The sequence below is a fragment of the Angustibacter sp. McL0619 genome (assembly GCF_049994355.1).
Classification (GTDB): domain Bacteria; phylum Actinomycetota; class Actinomycetes; order Actinomycetales; family Angustibacteraceae; genus Angustibacter.
Genome location: NZ_CP188257.1, coordinates 4,733,694 through 4,755,539 on the forward strand (window position 1 = coordinate 4,733,694; position 21,846 = coordinate 4,755,539).

A 21,846-nucleotide genomic window follows, 5' to 3' on the forward strand; every position below is an offset into this window, starting at 1 on the left:
TCCTCTGGACTCAGGCGGCCACGGTCTCTCCGTGACAGGAGGGTTGATACGTCGTGCGTCGCGGAACCCGGCTGACCGGATCCACCGGCCTGGGCCCGCGACGACGGGATCAAGGATAACGGCTCGGACCCGCGCCGGGCGAATCGTCGTCCACAGGCTCGTCGTACCCGGCCGTGCCGTCCAGTTCGTCCCGATCCTCGAGGTCCTCGAGGTCCTCGAAGTCGTCGTCGCGCTCGTCGCCGAACCGCACCACGACCGAGTCCTCGGCCCCGGCGAAGGGCCCGCCGACAGGGTCGTCGTAGCCGGCCTCCCGGACCACGTCCAGCTCGGGACGGCGCGCGTCCCGGACGACCAGGCAGACCAGCCAGAGCAGACCGGCGACCCGCAGGACCACCAGTACCGAGTACCAGGAGCCGGGCAGGCCGCGGTTGGCGGTGGTCTGGCCGGCGACGTACAGCCACACGCCGACGAAGTAGGTCGCCTCGCAGCCCGCCCAGATCAGGTGGTCGCGCCAGCGCGGGCGGGCCAGCGCGGCCAGCGGGAGCAGCCACAGCGACGCCTGCACCGGCCAGGCCTTGCCGGTCATCACCACGATCGCCAGCACCACGAACGCCACCTGCGCGACCCGCGGCCGCCGCTCGGTGCCCAGCGTCATCAGGAACCCGACAGCCACGGCCAGCACGATCCCGAGCAGCGTCAGGGTGGTGACGGTGCCGGCGTCCAGTTGGGTCGGGTCAAGGCCCAGGCGGGCGACCCAACGCGGGCGTGGATCGGACGGCAGCGCCAGGGGCAGCAGCCAGATCGAGCCGTAGCTCGCGCCGGCGTGCCACCACGTGCGGTAGCTCGCCTTGACCGCCTCGCTGTTGGAGGCCAGGAACGGCGCGAGCACCACGACCACCGTGACGAACGCCGCCGCCGCCGTGATCAGCCAGGCACGCCACCGTCCGGTGCGCAGCGCCAGCAGGGCGAGCACGAGCAGCAGCACGAGGGGATAGGTCCGCGCAGTGATCGCCAGCCCGAGGAGCACGCCCGCGACCAGCGGTCTGGACCGCCCCCAGAGCAGCAGCGCGGCGGCGGCGAGCGCGATCCCGAGCATGTCGAACGAGACCAGCGCGGACAGCGCCAGCAACGGGCTGAGCGCGACCAGCGAGGCGTCCCAGGGTCTGCGTCGTCCGGTGCTCGCGACGGTCAGCAGCACCAGGGCGAGCACCAGCAGCGCGATCACGCCGGTGCTGATGTCGAAGTACGTGCGGTCTCTTTCGATCATCGAGCCGTGCGGGGTCACCGTGCCGACCGCCCAGCTGAGCAGGCCGGTCAGCACCGGCTGGCCGAGCGCGCCGGCGGGCGCGCCGGCGGCGTACGGGTTGACCCCCCGAGCGATCCCGCTGGTCTCGTAGAGCAGCGGGAGGTCGCTGTAGCAGGCGTGGAAGAACTGGTCGGGCGAGGTCCAGCCCTGTGCCCGGCAGTGCTGCTTCTCGACCACCCCGAAGGACAGCGCGACCATGGCCAGCACGACCAGCACGCGGGCCGCCGTCCACCAGCCGTGCCGGCCGCCCCGGATCCGGTCGCCCGCGGGGCCGCCGACGACCGCCGAGAAGCGGCGGACCAGCGGGTCCTCGCGGGACGGTGCGACCGTCACGTCAGCACCCGTCAGATCGGACGGGGCGCTGCTGGCCTCGAGGGCGGTGTCCACCGGGCGATCATGCCCTACGTCAGCCGCTCGAGCGGTCCTGTGGGCTCACGCCGTTTCCGCCGGACCCGCCGCCGCCGCTACCAGCGCCGCCACCACCGCCGCCGGTGGTCGGGCTGCTCGTCGGGCTGCCGGTCGGCACCGGGACGGTGGGCAGCGTCGGCGTGGGCACGGTCGGCGTGGTCGCGGTCGGCCTGGTCACCGTCGGGGTGGACGTCGGCGTCCTGGTCGGGGTGGACGTCGGGGTCGCAGTAGCCGTCGCGGTCGGCGTCGGCGAGTTGCTCTCACCGCCGTACACCGGGGCCGGGAACTGCTCGACCTTCATGCCCTCGGTGGCACCCTTCATGAACGCCGTCCAGATGTGCAGCGGGAAGGACGCGCCCTGCACGTTGTTGTTGCCGCCCAGGCCGTTCAGCGACAGCTGCACGGGGTGGCCGTCCTTGTCCTTGCCGTTGCGATAGAGCCCGACGGCGGTGGCCAGCTGCGGGGTGTACCCGGCGAACCAGGCCGACTTGGCGTCCTGCGCCGTACCGGTCTTCCCGGCCAGCGGACGGTCGATCTGGCTGGCCGCGAAGCTGCCCGTGCCGTGCTTGACGACGTTCTGCAGGGCGTAGGTGAGGTCCGCCATCGGGCCGGCATCGAAGGCGCGGTTCGCCTTCACCTGCGCCTTGAAGACCTGCTCGCCGGAAGCGAGGGTGACGCTCTTCACCATGTAGGACGGCGCGTGCATGCCCTGCGCAGCGAACGTCGCGTAGGCGGTGGCCACGTCGATCACCCGCGGGGAGGCGGTGCCGAGCACGTTGGCGAAGTTGCTCTTCAGGTCGGTGGTGCCCTCCGGGTACCCCGCGGCGATAGCCGCGTCGCGGGACTTGTCCGGGCCGACCTGCTCGTTGAGCTGCGCGTAGATCGTGTTGACCGAGTGCTCGGTGGCGAAGATCAGGTCGTGCGTGCCGCCCTCACCGGCACTGAAGTTGCTCACCGTCCAGGGCTTCGACTCACCGGGGATCGTGATCTGCTTCGGCGAGTCACCGTTGAACGAGGACTTCAGCGAGACGCCGTCCTCCAGCGCGGCAGCCAGGGTGAACGGCTTGAAGGTCGAGCCGGCCTGCATCGTGTCCTGGGTCGCCGAGCTGCGCTCGCGCTTGATCGCGTCCGCGCCGCCGTACATCGCCACGACCGCGCCGTCGCCGGGCTTGACCGCGACCAGCCCGACCCCGACGCCCTTGGCGCCGTCCTTGGGCATCTCGTCCTTGACCGCCTGGACCGCCTTCTCCTGGGCCTTGCGGTCGAAGGTGCTCACGATCCGCAGGCCACCGCCGTCGATGTCTGCGTCGGACAGGCCGCTCTTGCCGACCACCTCGCTGCGCACCGCGTTCAGCAGGTAGCCGTTGGTACCGCCGTAGCGGTTGTCGGTCGAGCGCTTGGCGATCTTGGGGAACTTCACGGCGTCGGACTGCTCCTGGGTGGCCCAGCCCTCCTTGACCATCCCGCTGAGCACGTAGTCCATCCGGGCCTGGGCGTTGTCCTTGTGCGTGACCGGGTCGTAGAGGCCGGGTGAGCGGACGATCGAGGCGAGCAACGCGCTCTGGCTCAGGTTCAGCTTGCTGACGTCGACGCCGAAGTAGGCGCGGCTGGCCGCCTGGACGCCGTAGGCGCCGCGACCGAAGTAGATGGTGTTCAGGTAGTTCTCAAGGATCTTGTCCTTGGACTCGTTCTTCTCGATCTTGAGCGCGATGACCAGCTCTTTGGCCTTGCGGGTCGGGGAGCGGTCAGCGTTCAGGAAGTAGTTCTTGACGTACTGCTGGGTGATGGTCGAGCCGCCCTGGGTGGAGCCGCCGCGGACCTTGACCCAGACGGCCCGCGCGTAGCCCCTGGGCGAGAAGCCCTTGTTCTGGTAGAAGCTGCGGTCCTCAGCCGACAGGACGGCCTTCTGCAGCGACTGCGGCATCTGCGCCAGCGGCACCGACTCGCGGTTCACGTCACCGAAGCGGCCCAGCTCGGTCTTGCCGTCCGACCAGTAGACGACGGAGGAGTTCTGCAGGACCTGCTTGTTCGGGTCCGGCACCGAGACCGAGTGGTAGAGGAACGCGAAACCGATCACCCCGAGCAGGAAGCACGCGGCGCCGGTGCCCAGGACCAGCCGCCAGGAGGGGACGAAGCGTCGCCAGCCCAGCTTCGATGCGCGGGGGTAGTCCACGATGCGTCGCACGGGGCGTCGTTCTCCAAGCTTCAGGGGGCAGGCTGTCTCTCGACGTCCGGCAGGCCGGTCGCAACGTCCAGTATGCGAGCTGTGGCGCCACCGAGCCCAACCGAAAGGGCTGTCTTCACGGCGTCCTCACCTAATCCACGCCCGACCTTCCGTACCCGTTGACCTGCGAGAACGCTGGATGTGACCGGGCACACATGCAGGGCCGGCTTGCGTCGTCCGAAAGCGTGACCTACTGTTCGACATATCGCGGCGATACATCGCGGCGATCCGTCCCAGTCCGGACCCGGAGGTGCAAGCGTGGCCCGTCGAGCCGACGTCCTGGACCTCGCGGTCCTCGGACTGCTGCACGACAGCCCCTTGCACGGGTACGAGCTGCGCAAGCGACTCGCCACCGTACTGGGTCCGTTCCGGGTGCTGAGCTACGGCACGCTGTACCCCTGCCTGAAGCACCTGTCCGACCAGGGCTGGATCACCAGCGCCGCCAACGACACCGACCCGGTCGGTGGGCGACGGGCACGCATCGTCTACGAGCTGACGGCGGCGGGCAAGGAGCACTTCGACGCGCTCGTCGACGAGTCCGGCCCCACCAGCTGGGAGGACGAGAGCTTCGGCGTCCGCTTCGCGTTCTTCGCCCGGACGCCGACCGAGGTCCGGTTGCGCATCCTCGAGGGTCGGCGCAGCCGGCTCGAGGAGCGGCTGGACTCGATCAGCACCTCGGTCGCCCGCAGCCGCGAGCGCGCCGACCAGTACACCCTCGAGCTGCAGCGTCATGGCCTCGAGTCCGCCCAGCGCGAGGTGCGCTGGCTGAACGAGCTCATCTCGCACGAACGCGGCGAACAGCCGCCCACCGCGTGAACCCCGCCTGAACCACCCCCTGAACCACCAACCACCGATCACCAACGATCACCACATGAAGGAGCACGGAATGGGATCCGTTCGCGTAGCCATCGTCGGCGCCGGCAACTGCGCCGCGTCGCTCGTCCAGGGCGTGCACTACTACCGGGACGCCGACGCCAGTGGCAGCGTGCCGGGCCTGATGCACGTCATGTTCGGCGACTACCACGTCCGCGACATCGAGTTCGTGGCCGCGTTCGACGTGGACGCCAAGAAGGTCGGCTTCGACCTGTCCGAGGCGCTCGTGTCCAGCGAGAACAACACCATCAAGATCTGCGACATCCCGCCGCTGAACGTGCCCGTGCAGCGTGGCCACACGCTCGACGGCCTCGGCAAGTACTACCTCGAGACCATCGAGGTCTCCGACGCCGAGCCCGTGGACGTCGTCCAGGCCCTCAAGGACTCCGGCGCCGACGTGCTGGTCTCCTACCTGCCGGTCGGCTCCGAGCACGCTGACAAGTTCTACGCGCAGTGCGCGATCGATGCGGGCGTGGCCTTCGTCAACGCCCTGCCCGTCTTCATCGCCTCCGACCCCGAGTGGGCGAAGAAGTTCGAGGACGCCGGCGTGGCGATCATCGGTGACGACATCAAGTCCCAGGTCGGGGCGACCATCACCCACCGCGTGATGGCCAAGCTGTTCGAGGACCGCGGCGTCGTGCTGGACCGCACGTACCAGCTGAACGTCGGCGGCAACATGGACTTCAAGAACATGCTCGAGCGCGACCGCCTGGAGTCCAAGAAGATCTCCAAGACCCAGGCCGTGACGTCGAACATCAGCCACGACCTCGGCGCGAGGAACGTGCACATCGGCCCGTCGGACTACGTGCAGTGGCTGGACGACCGCAAGTGGGCGTACGTCCGCCTCGAGGGCCGTGCGTTCGGCGACGTCCCGCTGAACCTGGAGTACAAGCTCGAGGTCTGGGACTCCCCGAACTCGGCCGGCATCATCATCGACGCGATCCGCGCGGCGAAGATCGCCAAGGACCGCGGCATCGGCGGCGCGCTGCTGTCGGCGTCGTCGTACCTGATGAAGTCCCCGCCCGTGCAGCGCCCGGACGACGAGGGCCGCGCGAGCGTCGAGGCCTTCATCCGCGGCGAGGTCGAGCGCTGACCGCTCGCTGACTCGATAGCACCCGCGAAACCAGAGAAGCGGGCCACCTGAGACACCTCGGGTGGCCCGCTTCTCTGATCTCGGTGTCGGACCGAGCAGGCACGTCGTCCGAGAGCCCGACATACAGTGAGTAGGTGCCCTTCGTCGCCGACCTGCGGACCGTGCTCCGCGGTCGTGACTTCCGCCGGCTGTTCGCCGTCCGGCTGGTGTCCCAAGGCGGGGACGGCGTCTTCCAGGTGGCGCTAGCCAGCCTGATCTTCTTCTCGCCCGAGCGCGCCACCACCGCAGTCGGCACGGCCGCCGCGTTCTCCGCGACGGTGCTGCCGTACACGGTGATCGGTCCGTTCGCCGGGGTGCTGCTGGACAAGTGGCGCCGCCGCCAGGTGATGGTGATCGCCAACTTGATCCGTGTCCTGCTGGTCGTGGTGGTGGCGGGCATGGTCGCCGCCGGTTGGGTCGGTCTGCCCCTCTACCTCGCGGTGCTGGCCTGCCTGTCGGTCAACCGGTTCTTCCTCACCGGGCTGGGCGCGAGCCTGCCGCACGTCGTCCCCCGGCACGAGCTGGTGATGGCCAACGCGGTCTCGCCGACGAGCGGAACCCTTGCCGCACTGGGCCTCGGGGCGGTCGGCTACCTGGTGAGCACCCGGCTGCCGGAGGGCGACCAGGGCGACGCGATCCTGCTGCTGCTCAGCGCCGGCGTCTACCTGGTCGCCGCGCTGCTCGCGCTTCGGATCGGTCGGGACGCGCTCGGGCCGGACCACGGGGAGCGGACGGCCGTGGGCTGGAACGCCGTGGCCGAGGGGGCCGCGCACGTCCGCGAGCGCCGGCCGGCCTGGAACGCGCTGGCTGCGATCGGTGTGCACCGGTTCGCCTACGGCATCTCGACCATCGCGACCATCCTGCTGTGCCGCAACCACTTCAACGACCCCGAGGACGTCTCGGCCGGGCTGGCGCTGCTGGCCCAGGTGTTCATCGCCGCCGGCATCGGCTTCGGGCTGGCCGCCTTGGTCACGCCGGTGGCGACCGCTCGCTGGGGGACGGGCGGCTGGATCTGCCGATGCCTGCTGGGTGCGGGGATCGTGCAGTCGGTGCTGGTCCTGGTGCTGACGGTGCCACTGATGCTCTTCGCCGCCTTCTCGCTCGGCATCGCCGCGCAGGGCGTGAAGATCTGCGTGGACGCGGTGGTGCAGCGCGAGGTCGACGACGAGTTCCGCGGGCGGGTGTTCGCGTTCTACGACGTCGTCTTCAACGTGGCGTTCGTGGTGGCTGCCGCCTGCGCTGCGCTCGCCGTCCCGACGGACGGCTACTCCCCCGCCGTCTACGCCGTGGTGGCGCTGCTCTATCTGGGTGCGGCCGCCGGGTACGGGCGGACCCTGCGCACCGCGGCTCCCTCGCAGGTGCCCGCCGACTCCTGACCGGTCAGGCCTGCGACTCGGGCTGCTCGGCCCACCACGCCAGCAGCGCCTCACGCGCCAGCTCCGGCGACAGCGGTCCCTCGTCCATCCGGACCGACAGCAGGTGCTTGTAGGCACGGCCCACCACCGGCCCCGGCGGGATACCGAGGATCGCCATGATCTGCTCGCCGTCCAGGTCGGGCCGGATCGAGGCCAGCTCCTCCTGCTCGGCCAGCCGGGCGATCCGCACCTCCAGGTCGTCGTAGGTGCGCGAGAGGGCCGCTGCCCGACGCACGTTGCGGGTCGTGGAGTCCGACCTGGTCAGCCGGTGCAGCCGCTCCAGCAGCGGCCCGGCGTCGGTGACGTAGCGCCGCACCGCCGAGTCGGTCCACTCGCCGCCGCCGTACCCGTGGAAGCGCAGGTGCAGCTCGACCAGCCGGGACACCGCCTTGACCGTGTCCTTGTCGAACCGCAGCGCCTTGAGCCGCCGTCCGGTCAGCTTGGCCCCGACGACCTCGTGGTGGTGGAACGAGACGCCGCCGCCCTCCTCGAACCGTCGCGTCGCCGGCTTTCCGATGTCGTGCAGCAGCGCCGCGAGCCGCAGCACCAGGTCCGGACCCGGCACGACGTCGTCCTCCAGCGCGATCGCCTGGTCGAGCACGGTGAGCGAGTGCTCGTAGACGTCCTTGTGCCGGTGGTGCTCGTCGATCTCCAACTTCAGCGCGGGCAGCTCAGGCAGGAACACGTCGGCCAGGCCGGTGTCCACCAGCAATCGCAGCCCGACCCGCGGCGACGGCGCGAGCAGCAGCTTGGTGAGCTCGTCGCGCACCCGCTCGGCGGACACGATGGACAGCCGCGAGGCCATCGCGGTCATCGCCTCGCGTACTGGCGGCGCCACGTCGAAACCCAGCTGGGCGGCGAAACGTGCAGCTCGCATCATCCGCAGCGGGTCGTCGGTGAACGACGACTCCGGCGTACCCGGCGTGCGAAGCACCCCCTGCGCGAGGTCCTGCAGGCCGCCGTACAGGTCCACGAACTCACCCGAGGGCAGCGCCAGTGCCATCGCGTTCACCGTGAAGTCCCGGCGGACCAGGTCCTCGTCCAGACTGGTGCCGTAGGCGACGTCGGGCTTTCGCGAGTCCGCGAGGTAGGCCTCGGCCCGGTACGTCGTCACCTCGACGACCTCGTCCCCGTGCCGGCCGCCGATGGTGCCGAAGGCCCGTCCGACGTCCCAGGTGGCGTCGGCCCACGAGGACAGCACGCGCTCGGACTGCTCCGGCGTCGCGTCGGTGGTGAAGTCCAGGTCGTTGACCGGCCGACCAAGGATCAGGTCGCGCACCGACCCGCCGACCAACGCCAGGTCGAAGCCCGCAGCGGCGAAGCGCTCGCCGAGCGAAAGCGCTACTGGTGGGACCTCGGGGCTCGGCACGTTGGCCAAGCCTAGGTCACGTGGACGAGGGTTCGCCCGTCTGCCGTAACTGATCGACGACGCCGGAAGTCGGTGCAGGATAGGGCCGGGCCTGCTCGTTAGAGTGACGACGTGCCCCATCCCGAGCCTCGCCCTGCGCGGAACCTGCCGTCGGTCGAGGAGACGTCGGCCGGTGGGCTCGTGGTCGACCTCACGGACGAACCGCCGGTGGCCGCGCTGATCGCCCGGCGCAACCGAGCCGGCCGGGTCGAGTGGTGCCTGCCCAAGGGGCACCTCGAGGGCGACGAGACGCTGGAGCAGGCCGCGGTCCGCGAGGTCGCGGAGGAGACGGGCATCGAAGGCCGGGTCCTCGCGTCGCTGGGCACCATCGACTACTGGTTTTCGGTCCCGGACAAGCGCATCCACAAGGTCGTGCACCACTACCTGATGGAGCGCGTCGGCGGCCGGCTGACCATCGAGGGCGACCCGGACGCCGAGGCCATCGACGTCGCGTGGGTCCCCGTCGGCGAGCTCGAGGGCAGGCTGACCTTCCCGAACGAGCGGCGCATCGCCGACGCGGCTGCCCGCCGGCTCGCCGGACGTCGATGACGCCCCGGAAAGTGCTGGCGGCCACGGCCGCCGGGCTGCTCGTCGCGCTGACCGGCACTCTCGCCCAACCGACCACCGCGGCGGCGCAGGCCACCGCAGCGCGGATCGTGATCACCTCGGTTACCCCCACCCTGGTCACCCAGGCCGACACCGTGCACGTCACCGGGCGGGTCACCAACCTCACCAAGGGCGCCCTCGAGCAGGTGACGGTCCGGCTGCGTGCGGTCGGCGGACGCCTGGGCACCCGGGACGACGTCGACAACTGGCTGGACGGCCGCGACGTCCGCGAGGGCGTCCCGGTGGACCCCCCGACCGACTTGGCCAAGCCGCTCGCGGCGGGGGCCAGCGCGACCTTCGCGCTCGACGTCCCAGCGACCTCGCTCGCCCTGGAAGGCGGCGAGTTCGGCGCCTACCCGATCGCCGTCGACGCCCGCGCGACCGACGCGGAGGGCACCCGGGACCAGGTCGCCTTCCTGCGCACCACGGTGCAGTGGCAGCCGGCCACCCGCGAGTACGCCCGCCAGCAGATCAGCTGGATGGTCCCGTTCGCCGGACTACCCGGCCCGGTGGCCAACTCGGTACCCACCGCCGAGCAGCTGACCAAGGCACTCACCCCCGGCCAGCGACTGCCCAACCTGCTCGCCGCGGCGTCCGTGCCGGGCGTCGCCTGGGCGGTGGATCCGCAGCTGTTGCAGACGCTGCAGCTCGCCGTCGACGGCTCGCTGCCGAGCAGCGCCGGCAAGACCGCGAGCGCCACGAGCACCGCCGGCGCGAGCACTACTCCGACCCCCACGGGCACGGCCACGTCGTCCCCGAGCGACCAGGCCAAGGCCACGGCAAGCACAGTGGCACTGGCGTTCCTGGACCAGATGCGCACGGCAGCTGTTGGCCGCGACGTGATCGAGCTGCCGTACGCCGACCCGGACCTGCAGGTGGTCAGCGACGCCGACGCCATGCAGCTGGTCACCGCCGCCCGCGCCGCCGGGGCGGGCACGATCGCCGAGGTGCTCGGCGTCATCCCGCGCAACGACATCGCCTGGCCGCCGGACGGTTACGCCAGCGACTCGCTGGTCGGCGACCTCGCCGGGCAGGGCGTGCCGAACCTCGTGCTGGACGAGCGCAGCCGGCCGCTGGTCGACGCGCTGGACTACACCCCGGACGACGTGACCAAGAGCCTGCCGGCCGGGGCGACGGCGGTGCTGTTCGACTCCCAGCTGTCCCGGCTGATGGTGCAGGTGCGGTCCACCGACGCGAGCGCCAGCAGCCGGTTCCTGGCCGAGACCGCCGCCGCCACGACCGAGCGCCCCGGCCTGACCCGCCGGATGCTGGTCGCGCTGCCTCGCGCGGTCGCGTTGGACCCGACGGCGTTCCGGGCCACCGTGCAAGCGGCGACCGGCGCGCCCTGGCTGACCCTGACGCCGTCCGCCTCGATGTTCGAGCCGCTGCCGGACCGTGGCGACGCGTCCCAGCTGGCCCGCAGGTCCGTCGCTGCCCCCAGGACGCGCACCACCACAGGCATCGACACCGCGGACGTCGAGACCGCGCTGTCGCTGCGCTCGCAGCTGTCCGCGCTCGGAGAGGTGGTGGCCGAGCCGGCGAAGACCACGGCGGCCCTGCAGCGCTCGACACTCGACCTGGTCTCGGCGGTGTGGCGAAACCACCGGCCGGTGCTGGCTCAACGACAGCAGATCTCGCGGGTCGCCGTCTCCGCGCTGAGCGCCCACGTCCGGGTGCTCAAGACCACCATCACGTTCCTGCGCCGCTCCGGTGAGTTCCAGCTGACCATCAGCAACACGTTGCCGCAGCGGGTGACGGGCATCCGGCTGCGCGTGCTGGCGCCCAGCCCGCGGCTGGTCGTGTCCAAGGAGGTGTCGGACCCGATCGACCTGGCGCCGGGGACGCGGACCAGCGTGCGGGTCCCGGTGCGCGCGCTGGCCAGCGGCCAGGTCGCCCTGCAGGCGCAGCTGGTGGCCCCCAGCGACCTGCCGATCGGTGCGCCGGTGCAGGTCGAGGTCCGGGTGCGGCCGACGGACAGCTGGGTGCTGAGCGTGGGCGGGGTGATCGTCGGGCTGGTGGTGCTGGTCGGGCTGGTCCGGGCGCTGCGCCGGCCGCGTCGTCGGGCCCGGCTCGTCGACATCGAGACCAACGACATCGAGACCAACGACATCGAGACCAACGACATCGACAGCAGCGACGTGACCGAGCAGGAGGATGCGCCGTGAGCGACCCGAGCCTGATGCGCTCGACGTCCGTGATGGCCTCCGGGACGTTCGTCTCGCGGCTGCTCGGGTTCGTCCGGGTCGCGCTGCTGACCGGCTTGCTCGGGGTCAGCGGCGCGCTGGCCGCGGACACATTCGCCACCGCCAACACCGTGCCCAACCAGCTCTACAACCTGATCGCCGGCGGCCTGCTGAACGCCGTCCTCGTCCCGCAGATCGTCAAGGCCACCAGGCACCCGGACGGTGGCCAGGCGTTCCTCGACCGGCTGCTCACCATCTCACTGCTCGGCATCGGCGTCGTCACGCTGGTCGCGACCCTGCTGTCGCCGCTGGTGCCGGTGATCTACCAGCCGGGCCACGGCCCGGGCTGGGACCCCTCGACGATGGCGCTGGCCGTCGCCTTCGCGTACTGGTGCCTTCCCCAGGTCTTCTTCTACGGCCTCTACACGGTGCTCGGTCAGGTGCTCAACGCGCGCGGGCGGTTCGGCGCGTACATGTGGGCGCCGGTGGCCAACAATGTGGTCGCGATCGCCGGCCTGATCGTGATGTTCTACTGGATCGGCGGCTTCAACAAGATCACCAACCCGCACCCGCCGTCCAGTTGGACCGCGGGTCAGATCGCGGTCCTCGCGGGCTCGGCGACCCTCGGTGTGGTGGTGCAGGCGCTGGTCGTGATGATCCCGCTGCGTCGGATGGGGTTCCGATACCGGCCACGGTGGGGCCTGCGGGGCGTCGGGCTCGGTGGCGCCGGCAAGGTCGCCGCCTGGACCTTTGCCAGCGCGCTGATGGGCTCGCTCGGGTTCATCGTGACCGTCAAGGCCGCCAACTCGGCGGGTACGCAGGGTGGTCCGGGTCAGAACGCCTACGGCAGTGCGTTCCTGTTGTTCATGCTGCCGCACTCGCTGATCACGGTGTCGCTGGTGACGGCGCTGTTCACGCGGATGAGCCACGCCGCCGCGGAGAAGAACACTGCGGCGGTCCGCCGCGACCTCTCGGTCGGCCTGCGGTTGACCGGCGTCGCGTCGGTGCTGGCCCTGGTCGGCATGCTCGCGGTGGGCGACGAGCTGACCCGCGTCCTGTTCTTCAAGAACTCCGCGAACGAGACCTTCGCCATCGCGGCGGCGGCCACCGCCATGATGCTCGGGCTGGTGTCGTTCAGTGCGCAGTACCTGTTCCAGCGGGCGTTCTACGCCTACCAGGACGCCCGCACGCCGTTCCTGATCCAGATCCCGGTCGTCGTCGTGATCGCCCTGACCAGCTACCTGTCGGCCCGCGAGCTCAACCCTCGGCACGTGGTCATCGGCATCGGAGTGGGCATGTCCGTCGGGTACACGATCGGCGCGGTGCAGTCGGCCGTCATCCTGCGCCGCCGGCTGCACGGGCTGGACGGCGCGCGCGTGCTGCGCACGTACGTCCGGCTGGTCTGCGCCGGGCTGCCCGCGGTGGCGGTCGGGCAGGGCGTGTCGCTGCTCGTGCACGCCACGCTCGGCCACTCGGTGCTGGCCTCGCTGGTCGCTCTCATCGTCGGCGGCGGCCTGGTGGTCGCCGTCTACGTGCTGGTGCTGCGGCTGCTGCGGGTCGCCGAGCTGGACGAGCTCGCCGAGCCGCTGCTGCGCCGGGTGCGCTCGCGCCGCTGACCTCAAGCCCCACGCCGGGTCAGCACTGGTCGCGTTCAACTCAAGTCGGGCACCGCGGCGTCCGAAGTCGTGAACATGGCAAAGAACTTCCGGCACGAGCACGTCCGCGACCAAGGCGGGATCGTGGTCGGCTGGCTCTCCAAGCTCGCTATCGGCCTGGCGATCATCGGTGTGCTGCTGTTCGACGTGATCTCCGTGGTCACGGCCAAGATGTCCGTTGAGGACCAGGGCGCCACGGCGGCGTTGAACGCCAGCGACATCTGGGCCCGCACGCACGACGACAAGAAGGCGCTGGAGACGGCACAGCAGACGGTGAGCGCCGCGAACCCGACGAACGTGCTGGACGTGAGCACGTTCCACATCGACCCCGACGGCACCGTGCACCTGCGGATCAGCCGTCAGGCACCCACCCTGGTCGCGCACTACGTCGGCAGGCTCCGCGAGATCAGCGACGTCAGCGCTGATGCCTTCGGTCGGTCCACGACGTGACTCCCGGCCGGCGCAGCACGGTCGGCCCGCGCACGGCGCGCGTCGCCGGGCTCGCCGTCGCCGCCGGTTTGCTGGTGACCTTCGCATTGCCCGCCGGTCCGGCCGCCGCGCAACCGAACCTCAAGGAGCTGCGCCAGCAGGCCAAGCAGCTCCAGCGGCAGCTGGACCGGCTCGCCGTCGAGCAGGGGCTGGCCGTGGAGCGGTACGACGCCGCTCAGGACGCGCTGATGCAGGCGACCAACGGTGAGGTCAACGCCTCCATCGGCGTCAGCGACAGCCAGCGCGCCGCCCAGGCCAGCGCGGACGAGGCGGCCCGCCGGGTCCGCGCGATCTACCTCAGCGGCGGTCCGCTCGCACTGACCGCCTCGATGCTGGGCAGCAGCTCGATCGGCGACGCCATGGTGCGCTGGCACGCCATCGAGGGCATCGTGGCCACCGACGCCGATCGGGTGGACACCCAGCAGGCCGCGGTCGCCCGCCAGCGCACCGTCGAGGCGGCGGCCAGCCTCACCCGCGCCCAGGTCATGGCCCGGCAGAGCGCGGCCGACCAGGCGGCAGCGGTGGTCTCACGCACCATCGCCATGCAGCGCGCGATGCTCGCCCACACGGACTCCCAGGTCGTCGCACTGGCCGAGCAGGAGCGCGCCCAAGCGGAGGCAGCGGCGCTGGCCCGGGCCGCGCAGTCCGCCCGGGCCGCCGGCATCGGCGGGATCAGCGACGCCGCCGGGCACGGCCTCGAGGGCGGCACCGCTGACAGCCAGACGCTGCCCGACGTCCCGGCACCCAACGCGACGGCCGCCGCGGCGATCGCGGCCGCCGCGACCCGGCTGGGCATGCCCTACGTGTGGGGCGCCACTGGCCCGACGACGTTCGACTGCTCCGGCCTGATGCAGTGGGCGTACGCGCAAGCCGGCGTCCTGCTGCCCCGGACGTCGCGGGCGCAGTACGCCGCGCTGCCGCACGTCGCGCTGAGCGAGCTGGCGCCCGGCGACCTCGTCTTCTACGCCATCGACGTGAACCAGCCCTCGACCATTCACCACGTCGGGATGTACGTCGGGAACGGGTTGTCGCTGTACGCCCCGCAGACCGGCAGCGTGGTGAAGATCGGCCCGGTCGGCTACGGCCTGATCATCGGCGCGGCCCGACCGACCGCCGGATCCTGATCCGACACCGATTCCCGTTTTGGTCCCTCAAGGGACGCTCACCCGTACGATGGCACGCGGCGGTCGCCCGGCCGCCACGCGGTCTGGGCCGCGACGAGGTGGGAGGTCGACGCTGGACAGGGTCGGACCAGGCAGCGTCCTCGGTGGACGCTACGTGCTCAAGCGCCGCCTCGAAGATGCGGACGACACGTCGACCTGGCAGGCGCACGACGACACCCTCGACCGCCTGGTGCACCTGCGCGTCGTCGCCGAGGGCCACCCGCACGCCGAGGCCGTGCTGGACGCCGCCAGGCAGGCCGCCGCAGTCGAGGACGTCCGGCTGGTGCGCATCCTGGACGTCGGCGAGGACGAGGGCACGACCTACGTGGTCAGCGAGTGGCTGCGCTCGCCGTCCCTGGAGGAGCAGCTCGAGGACGGCCCACTGGCACCGGCGACCGCCCGGACGGTGGTCGGCGAGACCGCGCTCGCGCTCGAGGCCGCGCGGCACCGGGGCCTGCACCACCTGCGGCTGACGCCGGCCCGCGTGCACCTGCTGGACGACGGCACGGTCAAGGTGACCGAGCTGGCCACGGCAGCCGCGCTGGACGGCGTCGAGGCGGCCGACTCGGACTCGGCCGGCGGGGAGGCGACCCACAAGGACGCCCGCGACCTGATCGCGCTGGCCTACGCCGCGCTGACCGCCACCTGGCCGCTGCGCTCCGGCAGCACGCTGCCGCATGCCCCGCGTGTCGCCGGCAAACCCGTCGCTCCCGCGCAGATCGTCACCGGGGTACCGGCTGACCTGGACACGCTCTGCGCGCAGACCTTCGCCGGGGCCGGCGCACCGGACACCCCGGGCGACCTGGCCGGCCAGATCGCACCGTGGGGGCGCCAGCGCAACGAGGAGCGGGCCGGCGGGGTCTTCCCGCACGCGCTGCCGCCGACGCCGCGCGGCAAGTTGCCCACCGCACCCCCTCCGGCCGAGTCAGTGGCCCGCCCGGCAGCCGCTGCGCCGCTGGTGCCCCCGCTGGTCCCGCCGACCCCGGCATCACCAGTCGTCGCGGCGTCGCCGCCGCCCACCGCTGCACAGCCCACCGCTGCCCGTCCGCCAGCAGCGCCGCCCGCGGTGCTGGAGTCGTTCGGGCTGAGCTACGACGCACCCGAACCCCACCCCCACGAGGTCGACCACGAGAAGAAGCGCCAGACCGGCGCCATCCTCGCCCTGATGGGCGGGTTCATCGTGGTCTTCCTGCTGCTGGCGTACTGCGGGCTGCGTGGCCTCGGCGACCACTCGTTCATCCCGTCGAAGCAGAGCAGCGGCTCCGCGGCGACCGAGTCGGCGACGCCGTCCCCGACGAGCCCGACCGAGGGGTCCACGCCGAGCACGCCGACGGGCGGCTCCGGTCCGTTCCCGGTCGTCGCGGCCGGTGGCTTCGACCCACAGGGCGACGGCAGCGAGAAGGACTCCATCGCCGGCCAGGCGGTGGACGGCAAGGCCTCGACCTCCTGGACCTCCGACACGTACAAGTCCGCAGCCTTTGGCGGGCTGAAGAAGGGCGTCGGCCTGCAGCTCGATCTGGGCGGCGAGAAGGACGTCTCCCAGGTGCGGGTGGCGCTCGGCGCGGACGGCGGGTCGCTCGAGCTGCACACCATGGACGGCGACCAGCTGGGCAAGCTGATCGCCAGCGCGCCCGATGCCAGCGGGACCGTCACGCTGAAGCCGACGTCGCCGGTGCGCACCGCATCCCTGGTTGTCTGGTTCACCTCACTGCCCCCGGCGGACGGCGGCTACCGAGCCGTGGTCAACGAGGTGACCGTCGAGTGAGCGAGGGCCCCACCCCTGACGACGACAGCCTCGACCGCTCCGACGCAGACCTCCTCGCGGCACACGTACAGGGGGACGCCGAGGCGTTCGCTGAGCTGGTCCGCCGGCACCAGAACCGCCTGTGGGCGGTGGCCGTACGCACCGTCGGCGACCGGGAGCTGGCCGCGGACGCCGTCCAGGACGCGCTGATCTCCGCCTACCGGCGGGCCGCCAGCTACCGCGGCGAGGCCGCGGTCACCACCTGGCTGCACCGGATCGTGGTCAACGCCTGCCTGGACCTGCTGCGCCGGCAGGCGGCACGCCCGACGGTGGCGCTGCCCGAGCAGGAGCCTGCGGACCGCCGGGACTCGCACGCCAGCACTGAGGTCGCGGTCGACGTCCAGGCGGCGCTGAGCACGCTCCCCGAGCACCAGCGTCTCGCCCTGGTGCTGGTCGACATGCACGGGCTGTCGGTCAGCGAGGCCGCCGAGGTGCTCGGCGTCGCCGAAGGCACGATCAAGTCCCGCTGCGCGCGCGGCCGCGCCGCGCTGGCGCCACTGCTGAGGAACGACGGGAACCGATCAGCCGGTCCCGCCGTCCCAGTCAAGGAGCCAGCAAACGATGTCGAAGGAGAACGTGCGTGAACCACCCCGCACTCGACGCCTTCGGTGACCTCCAGGCGGCCGCCCGGGATCCACACGTCGCGAGCTGTACGCAGTGCCAGACCGAGCTCGCGACGCAGCAGCAGGTGCACGACCTGCTGGTGTCGCTGCCGGATCCTGGACCCGTGCCAGCAGAGGTCGTCGAGCGCATCGAGACCACCCTGCGTGACCTCGCCAGGGGTCCCCAGCACAGCACGGAGCCAGCCACAGTGCCCACCACAGTGCCCAACCCAGTGCCCAGCACCGACGCCCCGACGCCCAGCACGGACGCCCCCGCGGCCGAGCTGACCGGCTCCGCCGAGCTGACCGGCTCCGCCGAGCTGACCGGCTCCGCCGCGACCGTCGTGCCGCTCCAGTCGGCTCCCAGCGCGCGCAGCCGCCGACCGCTGATGGCCGCGGCTGCGGCAGCCGTCGTCCTGCTGGGTGGTGGGTACGCGGCCAGCCAGCTGGTTCCGCAGGGCTCCTCGAGCGACTCCAGCAGCGCCGGCGCGGCCATGCAGGACAAATCCGCCTCGCAGGGCCTGGTCGGCGGGGCCGAAGGTGGCGCCAGGCCCATCGCCTCGGGCACGGACTACAGCCGAGCGAAGATCGCGGCCCAGATCGACCAGCAGCTCGGCAAGCCCGCCGACTCGGCCGCCGGCGCGGCTGCCGGCCTGCTGGCCACCCCCGCAGGTCTGGCCGGGTGCCTGTCGGCCCTCGGCGCCCCGTCGGCGGTGCCGTCCTTCGTGGACGTGGCCACCTTCGAGGGCAAGCCGGCCGCGGTCATCGTGCTGCCTGGCGAGGCCGGCGGACGCGAGATCTGGGTGGTCTCGCCGTCCTGCGCACCCGGCAAGGACGGCACGCGGTACTTCACCACCGTGCGCTGATCGCGGCGGGAACAACCCCGCCGTACGATTGCTTGACGAGGGTGCATCTGCGCACCCCGCACCTCCTGGAAGGCGATCTGTGAGCGACGACGTCCGAGACGTGATCATCATCGGATCCGGACCTGCCGGCTACACCGCCGCCGTCTACGCGGCACGGGCGAACCTCAACCCGCTGGTCTTCGAGGGCTCCGTGACGTTCGGTGGCGCCCTGATGAACACGACCGACGTGGAGAACTACCCCGGCTTCCGCGACGGCATCATGGGCCCGGAGCTCATGGAGAACATGCGCGCCCAGGCCGAGCGGTTCGGTGCCGAACTGGTGACCGACGACGTCGTCGAGGCGAACCTGGCCGGCGACGTCAAGACCGTGGTCACCGGCAACGGCAAGACCCACTCGGCCCGCGCGGTGATCCTGGCGACCGGTTCGGCCTACCGCGAGATCGGCCTGGAGAACGAGAAGCGGCTCTCCGGCCGCGGCGTCTCCTGGTGCGCGACCTGCGACGGGTTCTTCTTCCGCGACCAGGACATCGTGGTCGTCGGCGGCGGGGACTCGGCGATGGAGGAGGCGACCTTCCTGACGAAGTTCGCGAAGTCGGTGACCGTGGTGCACCGGCGCGACGAGCTGCGCGCCTCCAAGGTGATGCAGGACCGCGCGAACGCCAACGACAAGATCAGCTTCCGCTGGAACAGTGAGGTCACCGACGTGCTCGGTGAGAACAAGGTCAACGGCCTCCAAGTGCGCGACACCGTCAACGGAGACGTCGGCGAACTCCCGGTGACCGGCCTGTTCGTGGCGATCGGCCACGACCCGCGCACCGAGCTCTTCGCGGACCAGATCGACCTGACGCCGGAGGGCTTCGTGGCGGTCGACGGGCGCAGCTCGCGCACCTCGCTGCCCGGCGTCTTCGCCTGCGGCGACGTGGTGGACCACGAGTACATGCAGGCCGTCACGGCCGCCGGCTCGGGTTGCGTAGCCGCCCTGGACGCCGAGCGCTACCTCGCCGACCTGGCGGACGTCCCCGTCCCTGCCCGCGAGGAAGCCGTCGCCACCGTCTGAGCGTCGGACCTTTGGCCTAGCGTTCCCCCCAGAGCACCTCGACCCGCGAACACCGCACCGACCGAAAGGGGCCTGTGATGGCCACCCGTGAGACCACCGACGCCACCTTCGACCAGGACGTCCTGGCCAACGACAAGCCCGTGCTGGTCGACTTCTGGGCGCCCTGGTGCGGCCCGTGCCGCGCCGTCTCCCCGATCCTGGACGAGATCGCCGGCGAGCATGCCGACCGGATCGACATCGTCAAGATCAACACCGACGAGAACCCGCAGATCGCGGCCCGCTACGGCGTGACCGGTCTGCCGACGATGAACGTCTACGTCAAGGGTGAGCTGGTCAAGTCGATCACCGGCGCTCGTCCGAAGCCGATGATCGTCCGCGAGCTGGCCGACTTCATCGGCTGAGCACCCTTCTGCCGGCTGAGCACACTCCTGCCGGCGCCCGCTCGGCGGGCTACCATCTCTCGCAGTGCCAGGGGCGACCGACGAGCCAGCAGGGGGTGACGATGGCGGCGTCCGCGATGCGAGTCGGAGACGTCGGGCCGCTGGTGCGTGCCGTGCGCGAGCGCCTGGTGGCCACCGGCGACCTGCCCAGCTCGGCGGCGTCGTCGGAGGTCTTCGACGGCGACGTGGAACGAGCGGTCCGGGCGTTCCAGCAGCGCCGCGGCATGCTCGTGGACGGCGTCGTCGGGGCGCAGACCTACCGCTCGCTGGACGGCGCGCGCTGGCTGCTCGGTGACCGCATCCTGATGCACACTCCCGGCCACCTGATGGCTGGTGACGACGTCGGAGCGCTCCAGGAGCGTCTGCTGGGCCTCGGCTATCCGTGTGGGCGGGTCGACGCGGTGTTCGGCGCCAACACCGACTCCGCGCTGCGTGACTTCCAGCGCGGGATCGGCCTGCGCCCGGACGGCCTGGCCGGCCCGCACACCCTGCGCGCTCTGAGCCAGATTGCCCGCTCGGTAACCGGTGGCGCCCCCCACGCGCTGCGCGAGGCCGACCGGGTGCGCTCGGCCGGCACCAGCCTGCGCGGTCGCGTCGTGGTGCTCGACCCCGGCCACTCCACTGCCGACCCGGGTGGTGTCGCCGGTGAGCTGCGCGAGTCCGACATCACTCTCGACCTGGCGCGCCGTGTCGAAGGGCGACTGGCCGCGGTCGGGGTGCAGGTCGTGCTCACCCGCGGGCTCACCGGTGACCCGACGCAGCTGGAGCGGGCCGACCTGGCCAACTCGCTGAACGCCGACCTGGTGCTTTCACTGCACTGCGAGTCGCTGCGGCAGTCCCCGCAGGCGCACGGCGTTGCGACGTACTTCTACGGCAGCCCGGCGCGGGGTGGCGCCTGGTCGGCGACCGGGGAGCAGTTGGCGTCCCTGGTGCAGCGCGAGATCGTCGCACGCACCGACCTGCTGGACTGCCGGACGCACCCGCGCACGTGGGACATCCTGCGACACACCGTGATGCCGGCGGTGCGCGTGGAGGTCGGCCACCTGAGCCACCCCGGCGACGCCGCGCGGCTGGGCGACCCGGCTTTCCGCGACACGGTGTCAGAGGCCGTGGTCGTCGCCGTCCAGCGGGTCTACCTCGGTGAGACCGACGACAGCACCACCGGCACGCTGAACGTCGCCGACGTGATGGCCCGCGCCCACCAGTTCTGACCTGATGGGCCAAACCCGTTGTGCTGCAACGGTTCCGGGCTAGATCACGACCCGCTCAGGACGGGCTGGCGCACTGTGCCGAGCAGCCGCTCGATGGCCTGCTCAACGTCCTCACGCCAGGACAGCGTGGTGCGCAGGTCGAGCCGCAGCCGCGGATGGCGGTAGTGCGGTCGGACCGTCTTGAACCCGACGCTGCGCAGGAAGTCCGCGGGCAGCAGGCAGCCCGGTGCGGCGGCGTACCGGTCCCCCTCCGGTGGCTCGCCGCCCTCCAGCCCGAACGCCTCGATGGCCCGCACTCCCCTGCGGGTCAGGTCCTTGGCCACACCCTGGACGAGCATCCGGCCGATGCCTCCGCCGGTGAACTCATCGAGCACCCGCCCGGTGATCAGCAGCACGGCGTCGCCGCTGACCGGAGCGGTCGGGAAGGCCACCGCCCGGGGGACCAGGTGCGCGGGTGCGTAGAGCAGGTAGCCGGCCGGGACGTCGTCGACGTAGGCCAGCCGACCGACGGACCCCCACTCCAGCAGCGCGGCCGACAGCCACGCCTCCTTCTCGAACTCGGTGTCCCCCGTGCGCCGGGCCTGACTGGCAGCGACAGGTGAGAGCTCCCAGAACACGCACGAACGGCACGGGGTCGGCAGGTCCGAGAGCGAGTCCAGCGTCAGGGGCTCGAGCCTGCGGCCAGTCATGGACGTCGCGAGGTCACGAAGGGCTCACCTGGAGCCCTCAGGCTCCGGCGTCCGGACGTCGGCGGGCGTTCGCTGGCGGCCGGGCATCAGGCGGAGGTCGAGCTCCACCGGCAACTCGATCCGCTCGGGCACCGGGGCCTCATAGCCCCCGGCAGGCACCGGACGACGTCGCGGCAGCACCCAGGCGGCCACGTACCCCAGCAGCAGCCCGAGCATCAGCCCCCCAGCCGCGTTCCGCATCAGGGCTGCGGGGCCCCGGTGGCGGCGACGGACGTCTTCGCGCATGCTTCCTCCCGATGGCTGCGCCGACTCGGG

Annotated in this window: 19 protein-coding genes; 14 read left to right on the top strand and 5 right to left on the bottom strand. The window is 71.5% G+C overall.

Features of this window, described 5'->3' with window-relative positions; genetic code table 11:
• Positions 1-109 precede the first annotated feature (109 nt).
• Together ACPPVT_RS22275 and ACPPVT_RS22280 are read right to left on the bottom strand one after the other, a co-directional pair.
• Complete coding sequence (locus ACPPVT_RS22275; protein WP_426564205.1) at positions 110-1,693, bottom strand: glycosyltransferase family 87 protein; 1,584 nt, start codon at positions 1,691-1,693, stop codon at positions 110-112.
• Between the two features lie 19 nt (positions 1,694-1,712).
• The gene (locus ACPPVT_RS22280; RefSeq protein ID WP_426564207.1) at positions 1,713-3,899 is read right to left on the bottom strand and encodes a transglycosylase domain-containing protein; all 2,187 of its coding nucleotides are present in this window, start codon (positions 3,897-3,899) and stop codon (positions 1,713-1,715) included.
• Positions 3,900-4,196: 297 nt separating this feature from the next.
• On the opposite strand from ACPPVT_RS22280, the gene ACPPVT_RS22285 reads away from it, so the two are divergent.
• The 3 genes from ACPPVT_RS22285 (at position 4,197) to ACPPVT_RS22295 (ending at position 7,319) form a co-directional block, all read left to right on the top strand.
• On the top strand, positions 4,197-4,754 hold the full coding sequence (locus tag ACPPVT_RS22285; protein WP_426564209.1) for a PadR family transcriptional regulator: 558 nt from the start codon (positions 4,197-4,199) through the stop codon (positions 4,752-4,754).
• A 70-nt stretch (positions 4,755-4,824) separates the two neighbouring features.
• Positions 4,825-5,904 carry an inositol-3-phosphate synthase gene (locus ACPPVT_RS22290; protein ID WP_426567240.1) on the top strand — a complete coding sequence of 360 codons (1,080 nt, stop codon included), beginning with the start codon at positions 4,825-4,827 and terminating at the stop codon, positions 5,902-5,904.
• Positions 5,905-6,038: 134 nt separating this feature from the next.
• On the top strand, positions 6,039-7,319 hold the full coding sequence (locus ACPPVT_RS22295) for an MFS transporter (RefSeq protein WP_426564211.1): 1,281 nt from the start codon (positions 6,039-6,041) through the stop codon (positions 7,317-7,319).
• Between the two features lie 4 nt (positions 7,320-7,323).
• On the opposite strand, the gene ACPPVT_RS22300 is transcribed toward ACPPVT_RS22295, so the two are convergent.
• The gene (locus ACPPVT_RS22300) at positions 7,324-8,847 is read right to left on the bottom strand and encodes a CCA tRNA nucleotidyltransferase (RefSeq protein WP_426564213.1); all 1,524 of its coding nucleotides are present in this window, start codon (positions 8,845-8,847) and stop codon (positions 7,324-7,326) included.
• On the opposite strand from ACPPVT_RS22300, the gene ACPPVT_RS22305 reads away from it, so the two are divergent.
• From ACPPVT_RS22305 to ACPPVT_RS22355, 11 genes are all read left to right on the top strand, one after another.
• Positions 8,839-9,315 carry an NUDIX hydrolase gene (locus ACPPVT_RS22305; RefSeq protein ID WP_426564215.1) on the top strand — a complete coding sequence of 159 codons (477 nt, stop codon included), beginning with the start codon at positions 8,839-8,841 and terminating at the stop codon, positions 9,313-9,315. The genes ACPPVT_RS22300 and ACPPVT_RS22305 overlap by 9 nt on opposite strands.
• Entirely contained in the window at positions 9,312-11,537 is a 2,226-nt protein-coding gene (locus ACPPVT_RS22310) for a DUF6049 family protein (protein WP_426564217.1), read from the top strand. The genes ACPPVT_RS22305 and ACPPVT_RS22310 overlap by 4 nt, the downstream gene beginning before the upstream one ends.
• Positions 11,534-13,171 (top strand): murein biosynthesis integral membrane protein MurJ, encoded by a 1,638-nt coding sequence (gene murJ / locus ACPPVT_RS22315; RefSeq protein ID WP_426564219.1) that lies wholly within the window; start codon positions 11,534-11,536, stop codon positions 13,169-13,171. Before ACPPVT_RS22310 ends, murJ begins: the two co-directional genes overlap by 4 nt.
• 75 nt (positions 13,172-13,246) lie before the next feature.
• On the top strand, positions 13,247-13,660 hold the full coding sequence (locus tag ACPPVT_RS22320) for a hypothetical protein (protein ID WP_426564221.1): 414 nt from the start codon (positions 13,247-13,249) through the stop codon (positions 13,658-13,660).
• Positions 13,657-14,823: an NlpC/P60 family protein gene (locus ACPPVT_RS22325; RefSeq protein ID WP_426564223.1), complete on the top strand. Its 1,167-nt coding sequence runs from the start codon at positions 13,657-13,659 to the stop codon at positions 14,821-14,823. Before ACPPVT_RS22320 ends, ACPPVT_RS22325 begins: the two co-directional genes overlap by 4 nt.
• 154 nt (positions 14,824-14,977) lie before the next feature.
• A complete protein-coding gene (locus ACPPVT_RS22330) occupies positions 14,978-16,627 on the top strand; it encodes a protein kinase family protein (protein ID WP_426564225.1) in 1,650 nt (549 codons plus the stop codon).
• A complete protein-coding gene (sigM, locus tag ACPPVT_RS22335) occupies positions 16,624-17,250 on the top strand; it encodes an RNA polymerase sigma factor SigM (protein WP_426564227.1) in 627 nt (208 codons plus the stop codon). Before ACPPVT_RS22330 ends, sigM begins: the two co-directional genes overlap by 4 nt.
• Positions 17,247-18,134, top strand: coding sequence for a hypothetical protein (locus ACPPVT_RS22340; protein WP_426564229.1), 888 nt, complete (start codon positions 17,247-17,249; stop codon positions 18,132-18,134). The genes sigM and ACPPVT_RS22340 overlap by 4 nt, the downstream gene beginning before the upstream one ends.
• 79 nt (positions 18,135-18,213) lie before the next feature.
• Positions 18,214-19,191 carry a thioredoxin-disulfide reductase gene (gene trxB / locus ACPPVT_RS22345; RefSeq protein ID WP_426564231.1) on the top strand — a complete coding sequence of 326 codons (978 nt, stop codon included), beginning with the start codon at positions 18,214-18,216 and terminating at the stop codon, positions 19,189-19,191.
• 77 nt (positions 19,192-19,268) lie between these two features.
• Complete coding sequence (gene trxA / locus ACPPVT_RS22350) at positions 19,269-19,592, top strand: thioredoxin (RefSeq protein WP_426564233.1); 324 nt, start codon at positions 19,269-19,271, stop codon at positions 19,590-19,592.
• Between the two features lie 101 nt (positions 19,593-19,693).
• Positions 19,694-20,842: an N-acetylmuramoyl-L-alanine amidase gene (locus tag ACPPVT_RS22355; protein WP_426564235.1), complete on the top strand. Its 1,149-nt coding sequence runs from the start codon at positions 19,694-19,696 to the stop codon at positions 20,840-20,842.
• 44 nt (positions 20,843-20,886) lie between these two features.
• Here ACPPVT_RS22355 and ACPPVT_RS22360 read toward each other — a convergent pair whose 3' ends face one another.
• Positions 20,887-21,531: a GNAT family N-acetyltransferase gene (locus tag ACPPVT_RS22360; protein ID WP_426564237.1), complete on the bottom strand. Its 645-nt coding sequence runs from the start codon at positions 21,529-21,531 to the stop codon at positions 20,887-20,889.
• 24 nt (positions 21,532-21,555) lie between these two features.
• Positions 21,556-21,816, bottom strand: coding sequence for a hypothetical protein (locus tag ACPPVT_RS22365; RefSeq protein ID WP_426564239.1), 261 nt, complete (start codon positions 21,814-21,816; stop codon positions 21,556-21,558).
• Positions 21,817-21,846 lie beyond the last annotated feature (30 nt).